This is a genomic window from Pedobacter folensis, from assembly GCF_056490665.1.
Window position 1 is genome coordinate 39,885 of record NZ_JBWJIF010000006.1, and the last position, 23,925, is coordinate 63,809.

Annotated in this window: 21 protein-coding genes; 4 read left to right on the forward strand and 17 right to left on the reverse strand. The window is 37.7% G+C overall.

All coding sequences use genetic code 11. The features are described from left to right. Positions 1–7: 7 nt before the first annotated feature. The 6 genes from AC04QZ_RS24210 to AC04QZ_RS24235 all read right to left on the reverse strand — a co-directional run bounded on the left by AC04QZ_RS24210 (position 8) and on the right by AC04QZ_RS24235 (position 6,237). Positions 8–799, reverse strand: a complete 792-nt coding sequence (locus AC04QZ_RS24210) for an inositol monophosphatase family protein (RefSeq protein WP_478359789.1) — start codon at positions 797–799, stop codon at positions 8–10. A 58-nt stretch (positions 800–857) separates the two neighbouring features. After that, complete coding sequence (locus tag AC04QZ_RS24215; protein ID WP_086545737.1) at positions 858–2,006, reverse strand: prolipoprotein diacylglyceryl transferase; 1,149 nt, start codon at positions 2,004–2,006, stop codon at positions 858–860. Between the two features lie 434 nt (positions 2,007–2,440). Continuing rightward, on the reverse strand, positions 2,441–3,763 hold the full coding sequence (gene mtaB / locus AC04QZ_RS24220) for a tRNA (N(6)-L-threonylcarbamoyladenosine(37)-C(2))-methylthiotransferase MtaB (RefSeq protein ID WP_478359790.1): 1,323 nt from the start codon (positions 3,761–3,763) through the stop codon (positions 2,441–2,443). A gap of 227 nt (positions 3,764–3,990) precedes the next feature. Then, a complete protein-coding gene (locus AC04QZ_RS24225; RefSeq protein WP_478359791.1) occupies positions 3,991–4,524 on the reverse strand; it encodes a hypothetical protein in 534 nt (177 codons plus the stop codon). A 49-nt stretch (positions 4,525–4,573) separates the two neighbouring features. Beyond that, positions 4,574–5,143: a UbiX family flavin prenyltransferase gene (locus tag AC04QZ_RS24230; protein WP_478359792.1), complete on the reverse strand. Its 570-nt coding sequence runs from the start codon at positions 5,141–5,143 to the stop codon at positions 4,574–4,576. Between the two features lie 464 nt (positions 5,144–5,607). Beyond that, on the reverse strand, positions 5,608–6,237 hold the full coding sequence (locus AC04QZ_RS24235) for a Crp/Fnr family transcriptional regulator (RefSeq protein ID WP_086545734.1): 630 nt from the start codon (positions 6,235–6,237) through the stop codon (positions 5,608–5,610). Between the two features lie 286 nt (positions 6,238–6,523). Between AC04QZ_RS24235 and AC04QZ_RS24240 the strand changes: the two genes are divergently transcribed. Continuing rightward, positions 6,524–8,374, forward strand: coding sequence for a PAS domain-containing sensor histidine kinase (locus AC04QZ_RS24240; RefSeq protein ID WP_478359793.1), 1,851 nt, complete (start codon positions 6,524–6,526; stop codon positions 8,372–8,374). 30 nt (positions 8,375–8,404) lie between these two features. On the opposite strand, the gene AC04QZ_RS24245 is transcribed toward AC04QZ_RS24240, so the two are convergent. Continuing rightward, on the reverse strand, positions 8,405–8,620 hold the full coding sequence (locus AC04QZ_RS24245) for a hypothetical protein (RefSeq protein WP_086545732.1): 216 nt from the start codon (positions 8,618–8,620) through the stop codon (positions 8,405–8,407). A 294-nt stretch (positions 8,621–8,914) separates the two neighbouring features. Here AC04QZ_RS24245 and AC04QZ_RS24250 point away from each other — a divergent pair, with 294 nt between their 5' ends. Further along, entirely contained in the window at positions 8,915–9,115 is a 201-nt protein-coding gene (locus AC04QZ_RS24250; RefSeq protein WP_086545731.1) for a DUF3606 domain-containing protein, read from the forward strand. Between the two features lie 243 nt (positions 9,116–9,358). On the opposite strand, the gene AC04QZ_RS24255 is transcribed toward AC04QZ_RS24250, so the two are convergent. The 7 genes from AC04QZ_RS24255 to AC04QZ_RS24285 form a co-directional block, all read right to left on the reverse strand. Further along, entirely contained in the window at positions 9,359–9,676 is a 318-nt protein-coding gene (locus AC04QZ_RS24255) for a hypothetical protein (RefSeq protein WP_086545730.1), read from the reverse strand. Then, on the reverse strand, positions 9,666–9,797 hold the full coding sequence (locus AC04QZ_RS24260) for a hypothetical protein (RefSeq protein WP_478359794.1): 132 nt from the start codon (positions 9,795–9,797) through the stop codon (positions 9,666–9,668). The genes AC04QZ_RS24255 and AC04QZ_RS24260 overlap by 11 nt, the downstream gene beginning before the upstream one ends. A gap of 199 nt (positions 9,798–9,996) precedes the next feature. Continuing rightward, positions 9,997–10,578 carry an HPP family protein gene (locus AC04QZ_RS24265; protein ID WP_478359795.1) on the reverse strand — a complete coding sequence of 194 codons (582 nt, stop codon included), beginning with the start codon at positions 10,576–10,578 and terminating at the stop codon, positions 9,997–9,999. Positions 10,579–10,697: 119 nt separating this feature from the next. Continuing rightward, positions 10,698–11,561 (reverse strand): OmpA/MotB family protein, encoded by an 864-nt coding sequence (locus tag AC04QZ_RS24270; protein WP_478359796.1) that lies wholly within the window; start codon positions 11,559–11,561, stop codon positions 10,698–10,700. Between the two features lie 72 nt (positions 11,562–11,633). Next, positions 11,634–14,144, reverse strand: a complete 2,511-nt coding sequence (locus tag AC04QZ_RS24275) for a beta-L-arabinofuranosidase domain-containing protein (RefSeq protein ID WP_478359797.1) — start codon at positions 14,142–14,144, stop codon at positions 11,634–11,636. A 360-nt stretch (positions 14,145–14,504) separates the two neighbouring features. After that, positions 14,505–14,897: a nuclear transport factor 2 family protein gene (locus tag AC04QZ_RS24280; protein WP_086545726.1), complete on the reverse strand. Its 393-nt coding sequence runs from the start codon at positions 14,895–14,897 to the stop codon at positions 14,505–14,507. Positions 14,898–15,009: 112 nt separating this feature from the next. Further along, complete coding sequence (locus AC04QZ_RS24285) at positions 15,010–16,995, reverse strand: sialate O-acetylesterase (RefSeq protein WP_478359798.1); 1,986 nt, start codon at positions 16,993–16,995, stop codon at positions 15,010–15,012. A gap of 219 nt (positions 16,996–17,214) precedes the next feature. On the opposite strand from AC04QZ_RS24285, the gene AC04QZ_RS24290 reads away from it, so the two are divergent. Further along, positions 17,215–17,529, forward strand: a complete 315-nt coding sequence (locus AC04QZ_RS24290; protein WP_307530258.1) for an RNA recognition motif domain-containing protein — start codon at positions 17,215–17,217, stop codon at positions 17,527–17,529. Positions 17,530–17,987: 458 nt separating this feature from the next. Then, positions 17,988–19,238, forward strand: a complete 1,251-nt coding sequence (locus AC04QZ_RS24295; protein WP_086545723.1) for a Na+/H+ antiporter — start codon at positions 17,988–17,990, stop codon at positions 19,236–19,238. 691 nt (positions 19,239–19,929) lie between these two features. Here the strand turns inward: AC04QZ_RS24295 and AC04QZ_RS24300 are convergent. The 3 genes from AC04QZ_RS24300 to AC04QZ_RS24310 are packed head-to-tail and all read right to left on the reverse strand — an operon-like array spanning position 19,930 to position 23,871. Further along, positions 19,930–21,606 (reverse strand): sodium/sugar symporter, encoded by a 1,677-nt coding sequence (locus AC04QZ_RS24300; protein ID WP_478359799.1) that lies wholly within the window; start codon positions 21,604–21,606, stop codon positions 19,930–19,932. Positions 21,607–21,645: 39 nt separating this feature from the next. Next, positions 21,646–22,797: a galactokinase gene (locus AC04QZ_RS24305; RefSeq protein WP_478359800.1), complete on the reverse strand. Its 1,152-nt coding sequence runs from the start codon at positions 22,795–22,797 to the stop codon at positions 21,646–21,648. An 18-nt stretch (positions 22,798–22,815) separates the two neighbouring features. After that, entirely contained in the window at positions 22,816–23,871 is a 1,056-nt protein-coding gene (locus AC04QZ_RS24310) for a UDP-glucose--hexose-1-phosphate uridylyltransferase (protein WP_086545720.1), read from the reverse strand. Positions 23,872–23,925: the final 54 nt, after the last annotated feature.

Below are 23,925 nucleotides of genomic sequence, written 5' to 3' on the forward strand. Positions count from 1 at the left end.
GACGGCATTAATTAAAATACCGTTTAATCGCAGCCAACATTTCATCTGTAAGTTTACCATTGGTAGCCAATATTTCCCTTTTTTCAAAGTAATCATTTCCACCGGCGAAATCGTATACCTCTCCTCCTGCCTGCTGCACAATAAAACATCCGGCTGCAAAATCCCATTGCTGTAGATTGTATTCAAAAAAAGCATCGAAACGTCCGCAGGCTGTATATACCAAATCTATTGCCGCTGCACCAATTCTACGTACCCCATGGCTTTTCTGCATCATCTCCGTCAGTAATTTTAAGTACTGAGGTTGTTTATCAAACTGATAATATGGGAAGCCTGTGGCCAACAAACTCGATTTCAGATCAGGATTAGCGGAAACTTTAATTTCTTTCTTATTCATAAGCGCAGGTCCGCCTTTATACGAATAAAACATTTCTCCCCTGTTTAATTCATAAACCACGCCAATAACGGGCAATCCATCTTCATAAAGCGCTACGCTAATGCCGTAAGCCGGAATGCCATGGATAAAATTGGTGGTACCATCCAAGGGGTCAATTATCCACGTATAGGTTTTACCTGTGCGGTTAATCGTTTTCTCTTCGGTTATAAAACCTGCATCGGGAATTAATTTTTCGAGATTTTGAACCAGTTTCTGCTCTGCTGTTTTATCAACATAAGAAACCATATCATTTAATCCTTTATATTCTATTTTTTGAACATCAAACTGCATCGCTTCTTTACGGATAAAATTTCCGGTAAGCCTTACAATCGATATCACCTTTGTGCACAGTAATTCGTAATTCATAGCTATTTAACAATAAAACGAGGCGTTTATCGGATGATAAATGAACTTATAAAAATTTTTAAGCCAGTTGATTCTTGTTCCTTAAGGCATAAGCACTTAGTGCAATACCGCCAACAACAAGAAAAGTGGAAATCATTTCTGCCTGAGTAAAAGACAGACCAAAAACATGATATTTTGAGTTTACACGAATTAATTCGATGCAGAAACGCTCCAAACCGTTTAAGATCATGTAAATACCAAACATTAAACCCGGTGCTTTTATTTTATCCCTGATCTTCCACAAGAAGGCAAAAAGGATTAAACAGATAATGACTTCGTAAATCGGTGTTGGATATACACCCTGCGCCAATTCGTTACAAAACTTACCGGTACAACCAGGAATTGGAATGCCTTCTCCTACCACGTTATTCGGGTATTTGTACGACCACAACCAATCTGGCAACCAGGAAAATGGTTTTGGATTATTATTGACAATACCCCAGTCGCCATCTCCAGCTAAGTGGCAACCAATACGGCCCACAGCATAAGCCAGCATCATTCCCGGCCCGCCTACGTCAAGCATATGCAGCGGTTTAATGCCGTTTCTTTTGGCAATAATTAATACAGCCGCTCCACCACAAATTAAACCACCATAAAAAGTTAAACCGCTAAATGACAATAACCGCTCGATAGGATGTTGAACAAAATCATCCCAATACTCTAAATTATCGAAAAATTTAGCGCCTAAAAAACCCCAGATGGCTGCCCAAACAATCAGGTTGCTCATCGTTTGGTATGGATGGATGGTTACCTGTGTTTCTTTTGGCTTATCCAGCTTGTGTTTATTCTTTTCGGTATAATCCCAGTAAGCAAACAAACCGGCAAAAAACAAACCACCAATGATATTTCCTTTGGTCGACATTAAAATCGACTGTGCATCGTTTACAAAAAGTTTATAGTTCAACAACGCATAAACCAGTTTATAACCAATAACGAAGCCGAAAAGGCCATTCATGATCAGTTCAGATGTGGTAGCAGGTTTACCCACCACAATTGTTTTTTTAATGGGGTGAAGTATGCCTAACGCTTCTTTACGCTTAAGTTCTTTGGTAAAAGCCCAGTAGCCAGCAACAAAAGCGAGCGCTACAAAAACACCAAAAGTATTAAACGGAAGCGGTAAATTAATGCCGAATAAATATTCTAAGAAATGTGAAACGGTAGGAAACATACAAATAATTTGTTGCGAAGATAGGAAAGAAAGACCAAAGCTGAAAGATTAAAGAGGAAAGCTTAAAGACTAAAGGAGAAAGGCTTCAAGCTCAAACTGGAAAGACCAAAGTTGATCGTTAATAGCTAGAAAAAGTATGTAAATCTCTTTGTTTTTTTTGAAAAGAAAGGTTCTGTTGTTATCGGTTAGTACAGTCCTGCGCTCCGCTTTACTCACCCGATTGAAAAAATCGGGATTCGTGCCCGCTCCGATCAGGTTTAATTAAATTATTACAGTAGTTCTTAGGTAAAATTAAAGAAGAATATCAATTCCATCATCCATCTTACCTCATCCATCTTACATCTTACATCATCAAAGATCTTTCAACTCCGCTCAGAATGGACCGACAATGGTATTATAGACTTCGGACTGAGGACTTCCGACTAAGGACTAAACTAATGATGTGCGTGAACAGTTTCCAGCTCAGCTACTTCCACTTCTCCATCGGCAGTAATTTCTAAAAGCTTAACCGCTTTCAATTCATTTACCATTACCGGATCGTATTTGGCGCGTACTTTTACATAGTTCTTGGTAAAACCATGCATGTAACCCGATTTCTGATCCGCTTCGAAAAGCACTTCAGCTTCAGTATCCATTTGAGATTCGTAGAAAGCCCTGCGTTTTTTATCAGATAAAATATGGAGCATTTTACTGCGCTCATTACGCTCGCTGCCAGCCACAACACCTTTCATTTCGGCTGCAGCAGTTAATTCGCGCTCCGAGTAAGTAAATACGTGCAGATAAGAAATATCAAGCTGATTTAAGAACTGATAGGTATCCAGGAAATCTTCTTTCGTTTCACCAGGGAAGCCAACAATTACATCTACGCCAATACAACAATGCGGCATTACCTCCTTAATTTTGGCAACACGCTCCACATACAAATCGCTACGGTAACGACGGCGCATTAAACCCAAAATTTTATCAGAACCCGATTGCAGGGGAATATGGAAATGCGGGACAAACCTTTTTGAAGTAGATACAAACTGAATGATCTCATTGCTCAAAAGATTTGGTTCAATAGATGAAATGCGGATTCTTTCAATTCCTTCTACCTCATCTAAAGCTTTAACCAGGTCGAAAAATTTATCTTCACGCTGGCCATTTCTAATGCCGAAATCGCCAAGATTTACACCGGTCAAAACAATTTCCTTTACACCGCCTTCTGCAATCATTTTTGCACGGTTAACCACATTTTCGATGGTATCGCTACGGCTAGCACCGCGTGCTAAAGGAATGGTACAGTAGGTACAAGGATAATCGCAACCATCCTGCACTTTCAAAAAAGTACGTGTTCTATCGCCAATTGAATAAGAGGCAATAAAATTATGATTTACTTTCTCTATATTTTGTTGATGGATAAGGGTTTTCGGTTGCTTGGTTAAATCGGTAATATATTCTACTATCCTGAATTTTTCTGCAGCACCCAAAACCATATCAACGCCTTCTATTTCGGCAATTTCCTGCGGTTTTAGCTGCGCATAACAACCCACAATGGTTACAAAAGCATTAGGAGAATATTTTAAAGCTTCCTTAACAACTTTACGGCATTTTTTATCAGCATGCTCAGTAACAGAACAGGTATTGATTACATAAACATCAGCCTGGTCCTGAAATTCTACTACGGCATAACCTGCATCGGTAAATAAACGACCGATGGTGGATGTTTCAGAGAAATTGAGTTTACAACCTAATGTATAAAATGCGACCTTTTTCATTGAGGCTGCAAAGATAGGAAATTTGTTCGGAGTTGTTGGTTTTGAGTTTTGAGAACTGACAAATTACAGACTATAAATTGTTTGGAACACAGATTGTAGTACCATCTTTTAAACGTTGTTCATGCATGCCTTCTGGGCAAGCTCTTTTTTCACAGCCAAACAAACAGATAACTGAAGCGAACAAAACAACTACAATAAAGCTTAATTTTAACATGAGTGTCGGCTACTTAGTTTGAGTTATATAATTTAATGCATTCTTTTACAGCTTCAAAACTATAACTATCATCTTTTTTAAATTTCTCTAACAGTTCGGGTTTATCACTGATTCTATCTTTACGTTCAGTGCGAGAGCCAAAGATATGGTTACTCTTTACCTCCAACAGTTCTCCATTTTCTTTACTTGCATACCAAACGATATCAACCTGATTATTACCAGTCTGTCTATAATATTCAAACAAATCAATTTTGCCCTTAACTAATCTTTGTAAAAAATCAGGGCTTCTTTTATCGGGGCGTACTTTAACCAGATAATTTATCTCTTTTTCTACTTTATAAAACTCTTTTGTTTCACGGATTGGGATCTTATTAAAGCTGGTGCCTCCTTCGGGCTTAAATCTATAAAAACCAATAAATTGTTTTTTTATTTCGCCTTTTAAAGTGTCGTTTTTTGAATTAATTAGAAAATCCTGCTGAGCATTAACCTGAGAAAAAAAAGTGCATAACATTGCGCAGCATAAGATAGAGCGTAAAAATAGTTTCATGATATTGGTTTAATCGGCCAAAAATATCTAAACTTTGGTAAAATACCAACTACTTCTCCTGCCACCGGTAACTTTCCTGTTCGAAACCTGCCAGGTCTAACACCCTGCTAATTACCGTTCCGGCAACTTCTTCTATCGTTTGAGGCAAACTGTAAAAAGATGGATTGGCGGGGCAAATGATTCCGCCCGCTTCAGTTACTGCTTTCATGTTATTGATATGGATTAAGCTAAACGGGGTATCTCTTACTACAGCTATTAATTTCCTCCGTTCTTTTAACACCACATCTGCAGCCCTCGAAATCAAATCGTTCGATATGCCGTGTGCCACCCTACCCAAAGTACCCATAGAACAGGGAACGATAATCATGGTATCATATTTTGCCGATCCCGAGGCAAAAGGGGCATTAAAATCGTTTTTGTTATAAAAGGTAAAGTCTTTAAAAAGGTTATAATCCTGGTTCCCCAGTTCGAATTGCCAAACCGCTTTTGCATTATCGCTCATCACTACACCAACCGCCTCCATCTGATCTTTTAATTTTAACAACTGGTCAAATAAAACCTTTGCATAAATAGAACCACTGGCACCAGTAACCGCAACAATCACTTTCTTTTTTATCATAACACAAAAATAGTTTTTCTAAATCCATTAAAACAAAAAAGGGCCAGAACATTGTTCTGACCCTACATCTACCTATGAAAAACATACCCTCGAAAGGGTAAGAACAAATATATATAAATTTTTAAAAAAATGTAAGTGAGAAATGTTAAATCGCTTAAATCGAATATTTAATTCAAAAACACAATGTAACATACTGATTACCAAATAAATAATTTTCTTAAAAAATGTATAAAAACTTTTTTTCTGCTTAAAAAGACACCATTTTTAACAAAATAAAGCTTAAGATTGTCTTACAAATCAGTCATAATCGCCAAGTAAAGCCCTAATTCATCTTTTCGTTTTTCATTTTATGCTTTAAACTTTACATTTTTTTGATATTGATCTAACATAAAATAAAATCGATTGCATAAAAATATCAAGGCGGTTTTTAAAAACTTAATCATCTTTACAGGCTTTAAATTTTCTTACACCAAAGCCAATTTCGATCGTACGCGGCTTAATGTTTCCAGGCGCATACATAAAAATGAGGCAATATATTTAAGTGGAACCCGATCTACCAGTTCAGGATAGGATTTAATAAAGCGGATATACCTTTTTTCTGCTGATTGTAACCTCGAAATGAGCGCCCTTTCGCAAGCTTGTAAATAGTGAAGCTGTGTTACTTTTCGGCCGATATAATTGGCTATATGATAATTTAAATATAGTTGTTTCGACATGGTATGTGGAATGGCAATTGCCACAACGTCTTCTAAAGCCTGTACATACCCGTCAATGGCCTCATTATTATTCCAAACATTACACACATTTCCTACCAATTCATTTTCTTTCGCAATCCAGGTGGTAATTTCTTTATCCTCATCTTTCATATACCCCCTGGTAATCCCGTTAAGGATGAGGTACACATATTTATCGTGGTGCAACGGGGAAGAAATAAATTTGTTTTTTTTAAAAGTAACCGGAAAAGTTTCGTTATTGATGATAAATTCCATGTCCGGGGTCAAATCATGAAATGATCTAAAAACGGTAATTAATGGCGAAAAACCATTAAATGGCAACCACTTATCTTGGGTATTATAGTCGTATTCGGGATTCATGATCTTTATCTATTGTGTAACTGCTACTAATATTTATTGAAGAACAAACGAAATAATATCTACCTTTTTTTATAACACCCATCCATCTGAAATGTTTTAAGCTTAGCAGACCAGACACATCTCACAAGATCACTAGCCACTGAAATACAAGAACTTACAAACAATTAAAAAGGAAATCCACTTACAAGTTATACCATTTTGTATGATAAATATTATGCCATCTTTAGAATTCGGTTGGCGATTAACTGCCTAACGATTATATTTGGGAAAGTGTCAACTTAAATTTATGATAGATTTAGCCTCTCCATTCTTAAAAGCACTGTTAAAACATTCTAAAAACCCGATAATCATTTTTAAAGTGAAACCGATATTGGTGGTGGTAGAACATAACGATGCTTACCAGGCTTTAATAGCGCGGGTGGGTGGCAAATTAAAATTCTATGATATTAACATTATCCCAAACCTCCTGTCTGATACTGAAAAGGTAATCCTGGTTAAAACCGTTCAGAAAGTGAGCGACCTTAAAGAAAAGCACACGCTGGTTATTCATCCCATTTATTCTAATTCGCCAAACGTAAAATGGGAATTGGAATTTTCGCCGGTATTACAAAACGATCGTCCGGTTGAATACATCATTTGTTCATTAAGGGAAATTCCATTGGATGAAAACGACCTTGAGCATATTTTATTCGAACTTTCTGAAAGTGAAGCCCGTTTTAGGGGATTTTTCGAGCAGGCCCCTTTGGGCATGTGTGTATTAAAAGGTCCGGCACTTATTACAGAATATGCAAACGATAACATCTTAAAACTTTGGAATAAAAGCAGAAAAGAAGTAATCGGGATTCCGCAGGAAGAGGCACGGCCAGAACTCGAAAAACAGCAGGCACTTGTAGAGCGTGTAAAAGATATTTTTAAAAACGGACAACCTTTAACGCTTAATGAATTAAAGCTTTCAACACCGGTTTCTGACGGCTATTTCATCGCATTTTATGAACCCTTAAAAAACGACAAAAATGAAGTAACCCGGATTTTAGTCATTATTAAGGATATTACAGAGCAGGTAAATTTCAAAAAAGAACTACTTAAAGCTAAAGACATCCTAAAAATAGCTATGGATGCATCAGAAATGGGTTCATGGAATATCGATCTGGAAAGTAAACAGGTGCTTTTATCCGAAAGGGCGCAACAAATTTATGAACTGGAAAATAACAGGCTGGGTATAGAAGAAGCCAAATCATTGATCAGCCCGGAAGACATGGGGCATCTTACCAGCAGTATTAGGCGTGCCTTACACCTCCGGAGTGCTTTTAATGTCGAATACCAAATTAACCTGAACGGCATAAGCGCAAAAAGCAAATGGTTAAGAACGGCGGGAAAAGCTTATTACAATGAAGAAGGAAAAGCCGTTTATATTGCTGGCGCCGTTTTGGATATTACAGAACATAAACAGGATGAAATTAGGAAAAACGACTTTATCGGCATGGTAAGCCATGAGCTTAAAACACCCTTAACATCCTTAAGCGCATACATACAACTTTTACAGTATAAATTTAAAGAGACCGATAACGATTTTACCATTCAGATACTGGATAAGGTAAATGTTCAGTTAAAGCGGATGTCGTTAATGATTGATGGTTTTTTAAATGTATCCTTATTAGAATCGGGCAAAATTTTATTAAACAAAACAAATTTTAACCTTGTTGATTTAATTAAAACCATCGCTGAGGAAAATAGAACTGTTTTACCCAGCCATTTTATCCAGGTGATTGGTTCAGAAGAAATGATTGTATATGCGGATATCGAAAAAATTGGCAATGTGATCAATAACCTGATTGGCAATGCAGCGAAATACTCAAAAAAAGAATCTTTAATTGCCATAAAGTGCGAAATACAAAAAGGTTATGTAATTGTTAGCGTGGAAGATGAAGGCATAGGCATTAAAGAAAATGATATCCCCAGACTTTTTGACCGTTTTTATCGTGTAGAGAGTCCTGACACTAAAACAATTGCAGGATTTGGAGTAGGCCTGTACATTTGTGCCGAAGTAATAGAAAGGCATGAAGGAAAAATTTGGGTAGAAAGCAAATTCGGGGAAGGTTCTACATTTTATTTCAGTCTACCTATATCAAATGATTAATGATATCGTATAAAATTTATTGCGAAGTAATTAAGCCCTGATTTCTGCCATTGCTAACTTAACTTTAACGGCTGCTAAGCCATGCTCGCCTAATTCTATCTCAAAAATTACTTTCGAATTTATATTAATTTGACCAGATACGTTATCTAACTGAAAGTGAATATCCTGGCCATTTTCATCAATAATGATCCCATGTCCGTATTCAAAATCAATCTGAGTAACCTCACCCTTCCTCATATCGCCCATTACAGAGTATTTTTTTTTATAAATAATGGACAATTATAGTCAATTTACGTATAATTAAAAATACATAAATTCATTTTTTTGAACAATTATTAATTTGATCAGGCAATTTTAATGACTACTAAAACGAATTAACGACACCAGATAGAATCATTCCTCTGTTTTGTTATAAATAAAAAAACTAAGATAAAATTTTAAACAGCTGTTATACAGCTTGTTATTTCAAATAAAAAAATCTATTTTTATAGAACCAAATCGAGCTTGTGCGTGTTACTAACTGAATTAATCATCCCAATTATGAAAAATCTCACCCAAACCCCGAGCCTTAAAGAAGAAATCATCTTATTATCCGAAGAAACAGACCGAAATTATTGGGCAAACCGCTTAGGCGTAAGTTCTGAAGTTTTAAAATCTGCAGTACGGGCAACAAGAAGTATTATGTTAAATCAAATCGCGGCTTATTTAAGCCAGCAAAAAAATAAAATCAGTATTTCTTGATTTTATTTGTCAGTGTATATCTGATTAGAAATTTATTTTTCATTTTAGAAAAGTATTAACACTGGCAGGTGCTTTTTGTATTTGACTGGGATTGTTTTAAGCTTTGCATCAATGTACTGGTTCTTTACACACAAAGCAGAAAGCTTTTTATAAACCAGGGCGATGCTGCTGAGTAAACAATTAAATCTAGATAAGAAAGTTCTTAAAGCTTATTTAAGAACTTTCTTATTTTAAATGTAACCATTACTTTAATCTGCCTGTACAATAAGCTAATAAATGGGCTGGCTCTTTTAAGCTTTTTTTGACGCTTAGACTATCTTTGATATGATCTACGGCCTTTCCAAGCTTCTCTTGTAAAAGATCAAGCATATCCACCATATTTTCAGGCGCAATGTTTAGTGATAATACGGGATAATATTTATCCTCCAGGTCTTTCTTCTGACCATTCGTTACCAAGTCAAATGTCCATTCTTCGTTTGCCGAAAAACCATATTCATGTCTGGTGTTATTTAGTTCGTACAAAAAATCCTTTGCCTGAGCCCGTTGGTCGCTATTTACCATTTTTACCAGGTTTTTTAGCGAAAAGATCAATTTCAGTTTTTACCGATTTACCTTTTCCCGATTGATAATCTGAGGGCGCTTTTTTGTTTACACTTGCCTCTTTCTTTTTGTCTCTACTCATTGCATTAAACGATTACAGTTTCATAAGACCCATCATCATTGCATAAACAATTCGGTGATCGGAATACCCATTTAAGATTAGCGCATACCGCTATGGTAAATCAGTGAGAGAAAAGTGTTGTAAAAGATTACTGATATAACCAAATATACATTTATAATCAGGTATAATCGTCATATCAATATGGTTATCGAGATATATTTTACCTGCGGTAACGGTGCCAGACCCTATACCATTTTTTATTATTGGGATAACTGCGGTGTGAGGTCCTGTTGTTTACTATAATGGCCACCAGAAGTAAAATACTCGCGCCGGATAATACCGGGCATAATACATACAGGTAACCTAAAGATTGGATTTTGGCAGATCCGATGTTGGCTATCAGTGCGGTTGCCCCACCCGGGGGATGCAGTGTTTTGGTGATCTGCATCAATACAATCGATAAAGAAACCGACAAAGCAGAAGATAACCACACTTCGCCGGGAATAAGTTTGTGGATAGTAACGCCTACCAAGGCACAAAGCACATGCCCACCGATTAAATTCCTCGGCTGTGCCAGCGGGCTATTAATAATCCCATAAATAAGTACAGATGAGGCTCCAAATGAACCGATTAGAAATAAATTATCGTTGGCCGTAAAATATTTGGAATGGAGTAAGCCGATAATGCCAATACCTAAAAATGCGCCTATAAATGTCCAAACGTGTTCTTTAAAATCAACTAAAGTTTCTTTATACACAATATATTTTGCTGTCCGAAGGTGTCTTCTTATCCGTTTTCTCATAACCACATAATGGAGCGCGTGCAAAATTAGCAAAATATTAGGCAGAAGTTGAAAGCTGTTTATACAAAAAAGGGTCGGAAAAATAAATTCCAACCCTTTATATGCTTAATTATTTGCTTTTATTTTTGAGATTGCTCAGGCGCTTTTCCGATCAGATCCATAAACTGATCTAATTTAGGGGTAATAATAATTTGTGTACGTCTGTTTTTCGCTTTTCCGCCTGCGGTGGTATTATCGGCAATTGGATTAAATTCTCCACGTCCACCAGCAGTTAAACGTTTGGGATCGACAGCATACTTAGTTTGCAATACCTGAACTACTGATGAAGCACGTAAAGCACTTAAATCCCAGTTGTTGCGGATATTGGTTTGCGCGATAGGCACATTATCGGTATTACCTTCAATCAATACATCGTAGGTATCATAGTCTTTAATAATTTTGGCAATTTTGCTAAGCGTTTCTCCAGCTTTATCAGACACTTCGTAACTACCTGATTTATACAACATGTTATCGGCTAAAGAGATGTATACTACGCCTTTAAGTACCTGCACATCAACATCACCCAGTTCTTCCCTGCTTAACGATCGTGTTAAGTTATTCGTTAACACCATATTAAGCGAGTCGCTTTTGTTTTTCGCATTAACGAGTTGTTTGATGTATTTATTTGAGCTATTAATCTCATCAACCAGTTTTGAAATGTTAACATTTCCCTGGCTACTAGAATTTAAACATTTGTTCAAAGCATCTTGTAAGGCGGTTACATTGGCTTTTTCTGATGCGATTTGCTCCTCTAAACTTTTAACCCTACTGGTGCTGCCACTAAGCTCACGCTGGCTGTCCTGGTATTTATTGCTTAACTCCTGATTTCTTTCTCTCAGCTTTGCATAAGTATCCTGCAGTTCGGCATATTTCTTATTGCTTACACAACCTGCAGCGAGTGCAAGGGTAAAGAGCATTATGGGTATTGATTTGTATAATTTCATAATTTACTTTATTTATTGATAATACATTAACAAATTCCTTGCCGCAATGTTTAAAATCGCCTTGGGCTGACGTTAAAAAGCGTTAATCTTCACTGAATCGAAACTTGCCAATGCTTTATATGTTCTTAATCCTATACTACCAGAGGGGTATTGATTATCTGTTGCAGAAAGAACGGGCTGAGCTGATCCGTTAATAAAAATATCAAATTTATCTCCCTTCGCCACTATCTTTAAGGTATACATTTTGTTCATTTCAACAGGATATTTTCCTGAACTGATCACGGTCCATTTTTGCCCGCCTGCTTTCCCTAATACTACCGTTCCATTGAGTTGATCCAAACCCACGTAATAGCCTTCGTAAGCATCTGGGCCAATTGCCGGATGAGAAACCCTGAACATTAAACCTGCATCGCCTGCAGTATTGATTTTAACATCTGCCTGATAAGTAAAATCTTTAAAGTCTGTTCCATTAGCCACATATTTAGATCCATTTATGCCATAACCACCAGAACCTGCGTTGGATGCCGCGTTAACCTGTCCATCTTTCCAAAACCAGCCACCACCATAAAAAACCCAGTTGCTCGCCATTCCCTGATCAAAATTTTCAACCAAAGTTTTATTTATTTTTTTTGGCTGACCGATGACAGGAAAACAGCTCAACCGTATATTTTCAGATCCGTAAGGTACAAGGGTAATTTCTTCCAGTTTTTCGGCAGATGCAATTGGACTAAAGGGCACATCAAAAGCGGCCACCTTATTGTAGCTTAGGCCCCATGATGGAATCTTTTTTGCCCGAACCTTTAATTTAACCGGTGCATTTTCTGCAATAAAAGGGTTTTCTGGCATTGTGGAGTTCAACACGCTCACCTTACTTAAGTTACCTTTATCCAATACCAGGCCATAGTTCCATGCTGATTCAGGACGGATTTCGTAATCTGTAAAGCCAGCAACCGGATGCGTTTTGGTGACCTTATTTACGGCCTTAATTTCCAGGGCATAAACCATAGGGCCGCGTTCTACACTTAGCGAATTGTTTACTTGTACCTGGGTGGTAACCTGCATCGGAAAATCCAGCTCTAACTGATCCTGATCTTTCCATTCACGGGCTATGGTAAACATTTCTCCTGCTTTTACGCTTTTTAATATTGTTCCATTTAATTTTATACCTGGTTTTACACTCCAGTTCGGGATCCTTAAAATCAAAGGAAAGGATACCGAACTGGTAAGTTCTACTTTTAACCTGATCTTTTCTTCGAAAGGGTAATTGGTTTCTTCAGTAATTTTAATTTTTTTGTTCCCGGCTACCACAGTTTCTATTTCCATCGGGCCATAGGTAATGACCGCCAATCCCTTTTCAGGAGTAGCCACTACACTGCTTTTTACAAAATAAGGCCAGCCCATGTGCATATTATAACGGCAGCAGCCATAACCTGAATAGGGACTAGAAACGATCCCTGAGCTATAATCCTGATTAAAGCCATGCTCTCCATGAATACTTTGAACCTGATTAGGTAATGTATAATACGAGTGGTTTTTAAAATCCCGGTTAAATTGCGCCGGCAAAGCATTAAAAGCTATTTTTTCCAACTGATCGCCAATTTTCGCATCATGAATAACCTTTGCGGCAGTTTCTAAACTTTGCATCCATTCTACCACGGTGCAGGTTTCTACACCTTCAATACTGCTGGTACCCGCCAGGAATTCAGTTCCAGAGCCTAAACCTTCCGGCTGACCGTGGTCGTGCATAATGTGAGCGACGCCTTTAGAAAGTGCTTCCAGATTAGCAGGAAGATCCTGAACTTGTGCATAAACCACTGGAAATTTTAAGGCCTGGGCCACATTAACCATATGTTTCGGTTGAAAATCATCACCGAAAAAGTAAAATCCGTTGTTACTATAAATATCTATCCAGGGGTAAGCCTGTTGTTTTAACTTTTCTACCAGCTTTAATAAATCCTGATCACCGGTTTTATTGTAAAGCCAAATGGCTATTTCCATATTATCGCCGGCTCTTGATTTAGCCCATTCTTTTAATGGATCAGCATCGAGGTTGTCGAGTTCGTATTTAAAATATTTGGAGAGAAAGGGAATAACCCTTTTATCATTTGTGGCTTCGTAATAGCTTTGCAAAGCATACATCATTGGCATGCGCGGCCACCAATCTTTCATTTTCGGTGGACCGAATAATCCGTTGGCTTGTTGATTGTTCAACGTCCAATCGATATACTTTTGTGCTTTCGCTTTCAGTATAGGATCATCCAAGGTATAAGCCAATGCCACTAAACCTTTAACATAATAAGGTACCCGCTCCCATCCGTTTCCATCGCCCCCCAGCCAATCGGAATTTTTGCCCAGATTATCTTTTTCCGGGTATAGCGCTTCTGCCATTCCTGTTGCACCGTCTCTTTGCTGTTCCAGCTGCTTTAACAACCATCCTTTGGCTTTAATACTGCCTATAGGCAATTGCACATAAACATGTTGTTTTAGCGGTGCCTTATTGAACTCCGTTAAATGTTGAGCATTCGAAGTATAAATAGATAGACAGGAAACCAGCAGATAGACTGAGGCAAATATTCTTTTCATAAAAGGATTATTGGTTAGACAATATTTCATAAAAATAATAAATATGGGCGAATATTAAAACGATTTAGTAACCTAGATTCAAATAATTAAAAAACGATATCCAGTTGGGCCAATGCAAGTGTAAATGATGAGGATAAAAAATTGAGTGATAAAAAATTATACAGTTAGCAAAGCCAGAGGTTTACACCAAGATTGTGATATATGCCTGTTTTTAGCGCGTTGTGGTCAGCACTGACCTGGTTCGCCCATCAGGTTTTTGGTGGAAACGGAGATTAGTTCTATATTAGATTCAGAGAGCGTTAATTTAGAATCGGGGGATAGCCATTGGTTATTCCCCGTTCTTATTTTTAAGCAAATATTTTATATTGAAATGCTTGTACAGCTGGCAGAAATTACTTTCCATTCTTCTTTAACTTTGCCCCAAACCCTTAACCATTGATATTTGCCGTTCAGCAGTAAATCGGCATAATTTCCTTTAATAAAAAGGCTTGCAGAAACAATAACAATAGATTCAAAAACACGTATTTCCCGCTTGGATACATTGATTTTGGTAATTTTTATCCTGCCGCTCCGGTAAGCATCCAGGTCCATCTCTTTATCCAACACATTTCCATACTGATCGTGAAAGAGCATCCCATCGGCAAACAATAAATCGAGTGTGTTCAGGTCTGTTTTTTTAAACCCATCTAATAATTTTTCTTCCAAGTCGGCAATCAGGAGAATGGTTTCCTGGTCTGATAAGGTATTTGGCATAATTTCCGGTTAGCCAGTAAAAATATAAAGTAAGCCACAAAGAATAGTGCAACTTTAAATATTGCCTGCATTGCACGGATTTCACCTCACATATTGCACAAATTTTTATGAATTACTTTTTCGCAAAGGTAATGCCCTGCCAGGTATCTGTTCTGAATGGTGATGCCGGCAAGCCATCGTTACTCACCAGGTTACATACGGGATTATTTCCCCATGCATAACGAACGGCAACAGGATTAGCCACCTGAGGACTACTAACTATAATCTGATTGCCCAGGATGCTGGCTTTGGCCCAATAAAATTTCTTATCTGCCCCAGCGATGGCGAAACCTGTTAGTGCTTCTCCATCCGCAGTTTTTAATCCGTTTTGGCTATTGCCAAAGGTTAAAACGATCTGTTTTCCTTCAATTTTATTTGATTGATAAACCGGGCCAGCATAGTTTATTTTTTGTCCATAGGTTTTAGCCAGCGCAATTAATGCCAGCCTTCTGCCCACCTCCTGTTTATTTTTGGGGTGGATATCTTTTGCATCACCAATATCAATAATAGTTGCCATGCCTGTATTTGGCAAAGCAAGTGTTTTTTGCTGTGCCTCCCTAAGCTCTGCCCATGCAGATTCTATTGGTTTTTGATCAATCTGCATAAAATTGGCTAATTGAACAAAATAGAAAGGAAAATCGCCCTGCGCCCATTTCTGCCGCCAATCTTTAATCATCGTGGGAAATAATTCGCGATATTGATAAGCCCTATCAGCATTACTTTCGCCCTGGTACCAGATAGCTCCTTTAATGGAGAATTGCTGGTAAGGGTGAACCATGGCATTATATAAAACGGTTGGTCGGTTAGGGCCATTTTCTTCGGAAGGTTTAGGCTCAATATTTTTAAAATCCAAACCTATTTTATATTTCCACTCACCAGCTAAGGAAATTTTATCTGCAGCACCATTTGTTAAATTTAAATCTTTAATATCACCGTATATTCCACCGCCTCCTCCGCTATCAAAAACCCTGACAGTGATGGTATTTTCACCAACTTTAAGCAAGTTAGCTGGTATAGTATATTTTCTTTCAATGTTATAACCTACCGTTTCGCCAACTTTTACACCATTTATATAAGTAATGTCGTTATCATCAATAGTACCCAAATTAAGCTTTGCCCCATCCCTTTTCCAGTTTTCGGGAATTGTAATCTTTTTTGTAAACCAAACCACACCATCGAAATTTTTAAGCGCTGCATCTTCCCACAAGGTTGGCAAAGTCATATTTTTCCAGCTGGCACTTTCTGTCAATGCCCATTTCATCTGCCCGTCTTGATTACCTGAATCTTTATCGTTAGTGATTTTAACCCAATTGTAGAGCTTTTCTTCATAGGAAATTGTTGATGGATTTTTAGCTGATTGCTGAATCTTATCAACTGCAGCTGAGAAATCCGCCATCTTTTTTAACGATTCGGCACTTGTCCACGCTTCAGCAATTGTTCCTCCCCACGAGGTATGGATCAGTCCAATCGGAATTTTGGTTTTTTCATACACTTCGCGTGCAAAGAAATAAGCCGTTGAAGAAAACTCTGCAATGTACTTAGGGTTGCATTCCTGCCAACCACCATTAGCCACTTTGGCATCATTAAGCGGGAAATTACTGGTCACATGCTCTGCCTGTAATAAACGGATATTTGGATATTGAGCTGCTGCAATTTCTTTTTCACTATTGAGGATTTTGCCCCAGCCTGCCAATGGCATTTCCATGTTCGATTGTCCGGAGCAGATCCACACATCGCCAATTAATACATTATTGAGCACCAACAATTCTCCATCTGATATGGTGATGGTATAGGGCCCTCCATAACCCGGCGTTGCCACTTTAATTTTCCAATTACCACCGGCATCGGCAATAGCGCCATAATTAATTTTATTCCACGAAACCGTTACTTTAACTGCTTTACCCGCATCAGTTTTACCCCAGATTGCTGCATTGTTTTTTTGTTGTAAAACCATGTTATTGCTAAAAACTGAGGGCAATAAAATTTTAGCCTGTATAAACTGAGAGGTGAAAAGTAAAAACGCGATGAGAAGTATAGATTTTAACCTGGGGATGCTCATATTTTAACCTATTATTTGATGATTAGAAAGCGAATGTACATTTTCTGATGGTCAACATCAATATATATGCCTGCTCTTCACAAATTTATGATAAAAATGAGGCAAAATTCATACAATTAGTTTGGGTAAGAACATCATTTTGCTTATTTTGCAGGTCTAAAAGAACAGCTCTGGATTTAAGATTTATTGACCCAAATGTTCTCTCAAATTAAAGAATTAATGGTTAAGATTTTCATAGGTGGCCTTCCTGACAATATCCAGGAGATGGATTTGGCAATATTGGTTAGCCTTCATGGCAGGGTAGAAACAATTAAAATTGTTCGCGACAGGGCGACGGGCAAATGTAAAGGCTATGCTTTTTTGGAAATTTACAGTCTTCCAGATGCTAAAAACATTGTATCAACCTTAAATGGCGAAACTTTTAAAGGGAATGTCATTACAGTTAAAATATCTGAAGAGGAAAGCGGTGTTCAGGCAGCAAAGCCAAAAGCCAACCAGGCTTTTAAAAGCAAAAGACCCCGGTTACAGCGTTAGTTTCTGATTAAAGTTTTCTTTGTTATAATTTTCCAGTATTTTAAGCTATCGCCTCGTTTCAGCAATTAATTTAGCGTTTTTTTTGTTGACCATTAAGAATTGAAGATCATTAAGGATTTCTTCAATAAATCTAAATGTATTTATCAATCTGAGACTGCTTACAGCGTTAATTTCTCATTAAAGCGTTCCTTTTGTTATAATTTTCCAGTTTTTTTTTTAAAAAAAGAGATACTGCCTCGTTTCAGCAATTAATTTAGCATTTTTTTGTTGACCATTAAGAATTGAAGAACATGAAGGATTTCTTCATTAAATTTAAATGTACTAATCGCAGTAGAATTCCAGGCATCCTCCACGTTTCATCGGTAAATTTATTTTGATCAGAAACTTTTTAATTCAGTTCTAAACCTATATTTTGCATTAAGTGTTTCGACATTTATTAAAAAACGCGTTTTGCAGATATGGAAAATTATGCCATTGTAATATTTATTTTAGCGGTGATGATTGGCCTTTCTGCTATCGCCGATCGAATTAAAATCCCCTATCCTATTTTATTGATTATAGCTGGAATTGCAGTGGGTTTTGTACCATCTTTACCACCAATTGATATTAATCCTGAAATTATATTTTTGATATTCCTACCGCCATTGCTTTACGATGCTGCCTTTAATATCTCATTTAAGGAATTTAAAACCAATATCAATACCATATTTGCACTTGCCATTACGCTGGTTTTTATCACCGCTATTGGTATTGCTGTAGTGGCGCATTATATGATTCCGGGGATGAGCTGGCCGGTATCTTTTGTATTGGGCGCCATTCTTTCGGCTACTGATGCGGTTGCGGCGATGAGTATTACCAAAGGACTCGGTTTATCGCACAAAACCAACACCATTTTGGAGGGTGAAAGTTTAGTTAACGATGCTTCTGCACTGGTAGCCTATCGTTTTGCTGTTGCCGCGGTAACCGGAACAGCCTTTGTATTTTGGAAAGCGTCTCTCGAATTTGCCCTTTTAATGGCAGGTGGATTCTTAATCGGCGTGGTGATGTCGAGAATTTTGGCATTTATCATTAAGAGGATCCACAACAACCGCCTGGCAACCATTAGCTTTATGTTATTGATGCCTTTTGTTACCTATTTAATTGCGGAACAAGTACATGTTTCGGGGGTTATTGCCGTGGTTATTTTAGGATTGGGCATATCCAGGTTTAGCAACAAGGTATTTCCGGAGCAGCTTAAAAATCAATCGAAAAACATCTGGGACATTATTATCTTTTTATTGAACGGCCTGATTTTCATCTTAATCGGTTTACAGTTCCCTTATGTATACAAAAATATCAACAGTACAGATATTCTACCTTACATTGCTTATTCGCTGGTGATTACCATTGTAGCGTTGTTACTGCGGATGGCACGTGTTTTCCTGCAAAAATTTAATCTTCAAAAAGCTTTTCAAAAAGGGAAACACCGCATTACAGAAGACGCATTGCTCGATTTCAAAAACAGTTTAATTATTAGCTGGTCGGGAATGAGGGGTATTGTTTCACTGGCCATTGCCATTGGCTTACCTGCTACCTTATCGGATGGCAGTGCATTTCCACAGCGAAATGCCATTATCTTTATATCCGTTGTGGTGGTCCTGTTTACCCTGATCGGACAAGGGCTTACTTTACCATGGTTGGTAAAAAAACTGGCTACTGAAGAGGATTAATAGCTAGTCCTTAGCGCAAGTTATAAAGCCATTGTCAATTTAACTTGTTTTACAGGAAAGATGCTGAAATAAATTCAGCATGACGATTACAAGAGAAAGTTCTCTTCCTGAACTTGTTTCAGGATCTTTAGGACAGCATACTTCATTATTAAGGGTTTAAGAACATTAAGGTTTAAATTTAATAGCACCGTCTTCATGAACTTGTTTCAGGATCTTTAAGACGGCATACTTTACCATTAAGGATTTAAGAACATTAAAGCTTAAATTTAATAGTACCGTCTTCCTGAACTTGTTTCAGGATCTTTAGGATGGCGCATACTTCATCATTAAGGATTTAAGAACATTAAGGTTTAAATTTAATAGCACTGTCTTCTTGAACTTGTTTCAGGATCTTTAGGACGACATACTTCATCATTAAGGGTTTAAGAACATTAAGGCTTAATAGCACCGTCTTCCTGAACTTGTTTCAGGATCTTTAGGACGGCATACTTCACCATTAAGGGTTTAAGAACATTAAGGTTTAAATTTAATAGCACCGTCTTCCTGAACTTGTTTCAGGATCTTTAGGACGGCATACTTCACCATTAAGGATTTAAGAAAATTAAGGGTTTAATTTACAAGCGAGCACATTTAAACAAAAAAGGGATTAAATCTTAAGATTTAATCCCTTTTCATTGCTATAACTTATGATTTACCAGTATACACTGTAAAGTGCAACTAATAATCCGATGATAATTAAAGCACCCACTGCAAAACTGGTAGAAGTTTTAAACATCTTCGCATCAATGGCCAATCCTTTTGCTTCTGCTTCAGCTTTGTTGCTCAACATACTGATGATGTACATACCAATAATACAGAATACAAACACGAAGCCCATACGGTCTAAAAATGGAATTTCATAAACGCCAGCTGCGTTTTTAACAGAGAAACCCATACCCGATAACCAGGAAAGATCGGTAAGGTTAGGTAAGAATTTAAGTAAAATCGATAAGCCGAAACCGCCAATGGTGGCGAATAATGCAGCAGTTGAAGTTGTTCTTTTCCAGAAGAAACCTAAAATAAACATGGCAAAAATACCCGGAGAAACAAAACCCGTATACTCCTGAATATATTGGAAACCACCTTTTTTATCGATTCCTAAATGTGGTGCAATTAATACGCCAAGAATCATCGCTACAATGATCGAAATTTTACCTGTAGTTACCAGGTTTTTCTCTGTGGCATCAGTTCTTAATACTTTTTTATAAATATCTAAAGTAAAAATAGTTGCAATACTGTTTGCCTTACCAGCCAAAGAAGCTACAACCGCAGCGGTTAATGCGGCAAAGGAAAGTCCTTTTAATCCGGCAGGAAGTAAGTTTAACAAGACCGGATACGCACGATCTGGGTTTACAGCTCCATCCTGAAGCATTTCTGACTGAAAGGCTCCATCTTTAAATAAAACATAAGCGGCAATACCCGGTAATACGACAATAATTGGCATTAATAATTTCAAGAATGCCGCGAAAAGAATACCTCCACGGGCAGTCTCCAGGTTAGCACCTAAAGCACGTTGCGTGATGTATTGGTTACAGCCCCAATAGTTTAAGTTCACAATCCACATACCACCTACCAGCACACTTAAACCAGGTAAATCGATATAATTTTCGTTCTCCGGTTTTAAAATCATGTGAAAATGTTCAGATGCCTTTGAAGTCATTAAGCTATAACCTTCGAAAATACCAGATGTTCCATAGTGGGTAGATACAAGGTTTAAAGCTAGATAAGTAGTGGCCAAACCACCCAGAATGAGGAAAAACACCTGGATCACATCGGTATACCCAATAACTTTCATTCCACCTAGTGTAATGATAATGGCAAAACCTGCAATGGCGTACATGCAGAAACTGAGATCGAAACCAGAAATACTGCTCACCGCTAAAGCACCTAAGTAAAGTATAGAGGTTAAGTTAACTACAACATAAAGTAATAGCCAGAAAACAGCCATAATCATGGCCACTGTACCATTATAACGCTGATGCAAAAACTGCGGCATGGTGGCAATTTTGTTTTTCAGGTAAACCGGAATGAAAAATACCGCGACAACCACTAGTGTTGCTGCGCCCATCCATTCGTACGTTGCAATGGCAAGACCCATTTTAAAGCCTGATCCGCTCATACCGATAAACTGCTCGGCTGAAATATTCGAGGCGATTAACGATGCGCCAATAGCCCACCAGGTTAAAGAGCCTTCAGCAAGAAAATAATCTTTAGAACCCGTAGATTCAGACTTTTTCTTATTGTAAATGTAGAGCCCGTAAGCGGCTACAATAACGAAGTAGATTGCAAATACAATGTAATCCTTCGTGTCTAATAAGTTGTTTTTCATTGATTTATTTTGGTTAGTATAACTTGGGTTGTTTAAATTTTAATTGAATAAACTGGTTCCGTTATCGGTTTGAACAGTGTAGGAATCAAGTTTGAGCCCGAATTGTAATAAATATTTTGAAGATAACTCTTCAACTAAATCGGCAATTTTTTCTTCTTTCACAATATTGATGGTACAACCACCAAAACCACCGCCCATCATTCTGGCACCCAGCACATAATCTAATGGTTTAACCGCTTCAACCAGGAAATCCAATTCTTTACAACTTACTTCGTAATCTTTGCTTAAACCTTCGTGTGTTTCGAACATCAGCTTACCTAAGGCTTGTAAATTACCGTTCTCCAACTGTTCAGCTGCTGTTAATAAACGCCCGATTTCTTCTACTACAAAACGGCACTTATTATACACTTCTAAGTCCATTGGCTTAACATAGGTTTCTAACATGGTTAAGTCTACATCACGAAGGGTACTTACATTTGGATAATGCGCCTTTACCCAGGCTACACCTTGCTCGCACTGTGATCTTCTTTTGTTATAAGCCGAATCGGCTAGTGCATGTTTTACATTGGTATTTAGAAGCAAAAGTTTATAACCATCCAATTTTAAAGGAATGTAAATATGCTTCATCGATCGGCAATCGAGCATAATGGCTTGATCTTTCTTGCCAAATACCGAGGCAAACTGATCCATAATACCGCAGTTAACCCCGGCAAAAGTTTGTTCGGCTTTTTGTGCAATTAATGCGATATCCATCCTGGAAACAGAAAGCGAAAAAAGTTGATCGAGTGCAAATCCGGTTGCACATTCTACAGCAGCCGATGATGATAAACCTGCGCCCAAAGGCACATCGCCATCGATATAAAAGTTAAAGCCACCCAACTGGTAACCTCTTTCCTTTAACTGATCGGCAATCCCTAAAATATAGTTTGCCCAGCTATTTTCTGATTTCTTTAAACTGTTTATCGATGAAATATCAAACTGCTGATAGCTCTCTGAAAATAAATGTATTTCATCGTCTTCTCTTTTTGATATGGCGACATAAATGGCCTTATCAATAGCAGCAGGCATTACAAAACCACCATTATAATCGGTATGTTCTCCAATAATATTGATCCTTCCCGGCGAACGCACCAAAATAGGCTCAGCGTTGAAAAGTTTTTTAAATGTATTTTTTAAATGTTGTGCATTCATTATTTAATATTTTTAGTTTTAAACCTTGCTGATTTTATAGTGTGTTGCAGACATTTCTTTTAAACGGTTTGCGGCAAACTCAGGGGTAATATCACGTTGAGGATTGGCCAACATCTCATAACCCACCATAAACTTTTTAACTGATGCCGAGCGCAATAACGGCGGATAGAAATGCATATGCCAATGCCATTCAGGGTAATAGCCATTGTTTACCGGCGCCTGGTGCATGCCGGCAGAATATGGAAAAGAAGTTTCGAACAGGTTATCATATTTGGTTGTTAATACCTTAATGGCTTCAGCTAACGATTCCTTTTCGGCTTCTGTAAACAACCTAATGCTATTTACATGGCGTTTGCTAATAATCATCGTTTCGTATGGCCATACTGCCCAGAAAGGAACAAGCACGGCAAAATGATCGTTTTCGAATATAATGCGCTCCTTTTTCTTCTGTTCTAATTTAAGGTAATCGGATAATAAGCTCCTTTTATGAATAGCATAGTAAGATTTCTGGCGTTCGGTTTCTTTGGCGATTTCCAGTGGAATATCGCCCTGCGACCAGATCTGACCATGTGGGTGTGGATTGCTACAGCCCATTATTTCGCCCTTGTTCTCAAAAATCTGGATGTATTTGATCCAATTGTTTTCAGCCAGACTATTAAATTCATTCTGCCAAACATTTACCACAGCAGTTATTGCTTTAACACTCATCTCGGGAAGTGTAAGGTGGTGTTTAGGGCTAAAACTGATTACCTTACAAAGTCCCCTCTGGTTACTGGCTACCAATAAATCATGTTCATTCATATTACCGGCTGGTGTATCTTCAAGCAGCGCGGCAAAATCATTGTTAAAAACAAAGCTTTCGGTATATTCCGGATTGCTATCGCCATCTGCCCTACTATTACCCGGACATAAGTAGCATTTAGGGTCGTATTCCGGACGATTATCTGGTGTGACGTCTTCAACCTTACCCTGCCAAGGCCTTTTTGTACGGTGCGGAGATACTAAAACCCATTCGCCGGTTAAGATATTTAACCTGGTGTGTGGATTACTGTCGAGTTCGAATGTTTGGTTCATCTTCTTATTTTCAATTGGTTAGAAACACGAAAGCTATTTTAGCTTAGCTTATCT

Bases quoted from the DNA above. Each gene is read 5' to 3' on its own strand.
- AC04QZ_RS24270 (WP_478359796.1), bottom strand. From the start codon at position 11,561: ATGAAATTATACAAATCAATACCCATAATGCTCTTTACCCTTGCACTC.
- AC04QZ_RS24230 (WP_478359792.1), bottom strand. From the start codon at position 5,143: ATGATAAAAAAGAAAGTGATTGTTGCGGTTACTGGTGCCAGTGGTTCT.
- AC04QZ_RS24290 (WP_307530258.1), top strand. From the start codon at position 17,215: ATGGTTAAGATTTTCATAGGTGGCCTTCCTGACAATATCCAGGAGATG.
- AC04QZ_RS24240 (WP_478359793.1), top strand. From the start codon at position 6,524: ATGATAGATTTAGCCTCTCCATTCTTAAAAGCACTGTTAAAACATTCT.
- AC04QZ_RS24225 (WP_478359791.1), bottom strand. From the start codon at position 4,524: ATGAAACTATTTTTACGCTCTATCTTATGCTGCGCAATGTTATGCACT.
- AC04QZ_RS24300 (WP_478359799.1), bottom strand. From the start codon at position 21,606: ATGAAAAACAACTTATTAGACACGAAGGATTACATTGTATTTGCAATC.
- AC04QZ_RS24265 (WP_478359795.1), bottom strand. From the start codon at position 10,578: ATGAGAAAACGGATAAGAAGACACCTTCGGACAGCAAAATATATTGTG.
- AC04QZ_RS24285 (WP_478359798.1), bottom strand. From the start codon at position 16,995: ATGAGCATCCCCAGGTTAAAATCTATACTTCTCATCGCGTTTTTACTT.
- AC04QZ_RS24215 (WP_086545737.1), bottom strand. From the start codon at position 2,006: ATGTTTCCTACCGTTTCACATTTCTTAGAATATTTATTCGGCATTAAT.
- AC04QZ_RS24295 (WP_086545723.1), top strand. From the start codon at position 17,988: ATGGAAAATTATGCCATTGTAATATTTATTTTAGCGGTGATGATTGGC.
- AC04QZ_RS24305 (WP_478359800.1), bottom strand. From the start codon at position 22,797: ATGAATGCACAACATTTAAAAAATACATTTAAAAAACTTTTCAACGCT.
- AC04QZ_RS24260 (WP_478359794.1), bottom strand. From the start codon at position 9,797: ATGAGTAGAGACAAAAAGAAAGAGGCAAGTGTAAACAAAAAAGCGCCC.
- mtaB (WP_478359790.1), bottom strand. From the start codon at position 3,763: ATGAAAAAGGTCGCATTTTATACATTAGGTTGTAAACTCAATTTCTCT.
- AC04QZ_RS24310 (WP_086545720.1), bottom strand. From the start codon at position 23,871: ATGAACCAAACATTCGAACTCGACAGTAATCCACACACCAGGTTAAAT.
- AC04QZ_RS24275 (WP_478359797.1), bottom strand. From the start codon at position 14,144: ATGAAAAGAATATTTGCCTCAGTCTATCTGCTGGTTTCCTGTCTATCT.
- AC04QZ_RS24245 (WP_086545732.1), bottom strand. From the start codon at position 8,620: ATGGGCGATATGAGGAAGGGTGAGGTTACTCAGATTGATTTTGAATAC.
- AC04QZ_RS24280 (WP_086545726.1), bottom strand. From the start codon at position 14,897: ATGCCAAATACCTTATCAGACCAGGAAACCATTCTCCTGATTGCCGAC.
- AC04QZ_RS24250 (WP_086545731.1), top strand. From the start codon at position 8,915: ATGAAAAATCTCACCCAAACCCCGAGCCTTAAAGAAGAAATCATCTTA.
- AC04QZ_RS24210 (WP_478359789.1), bottom strand. From the start codon at position 799: ATGAATTACGAATTACTGTGCACAAAGGTGATATCGATTGTAAGGCTT.
- AC04QZ_RS24235 (WP_086545734.1), bottom strand. From the start codon at position 6,237: ATGAATCCCGAATACGACTATAATACCCAAGATAAGTGGTTGCCATTT.
- AC04QZ_RS24255 (WP_086545730.1), bottom strand. From the start codon at position 9,676: ATGGTAAATAGCGACCAACGGGCTCAGGCAAAGGATTTTTTGTACGAA.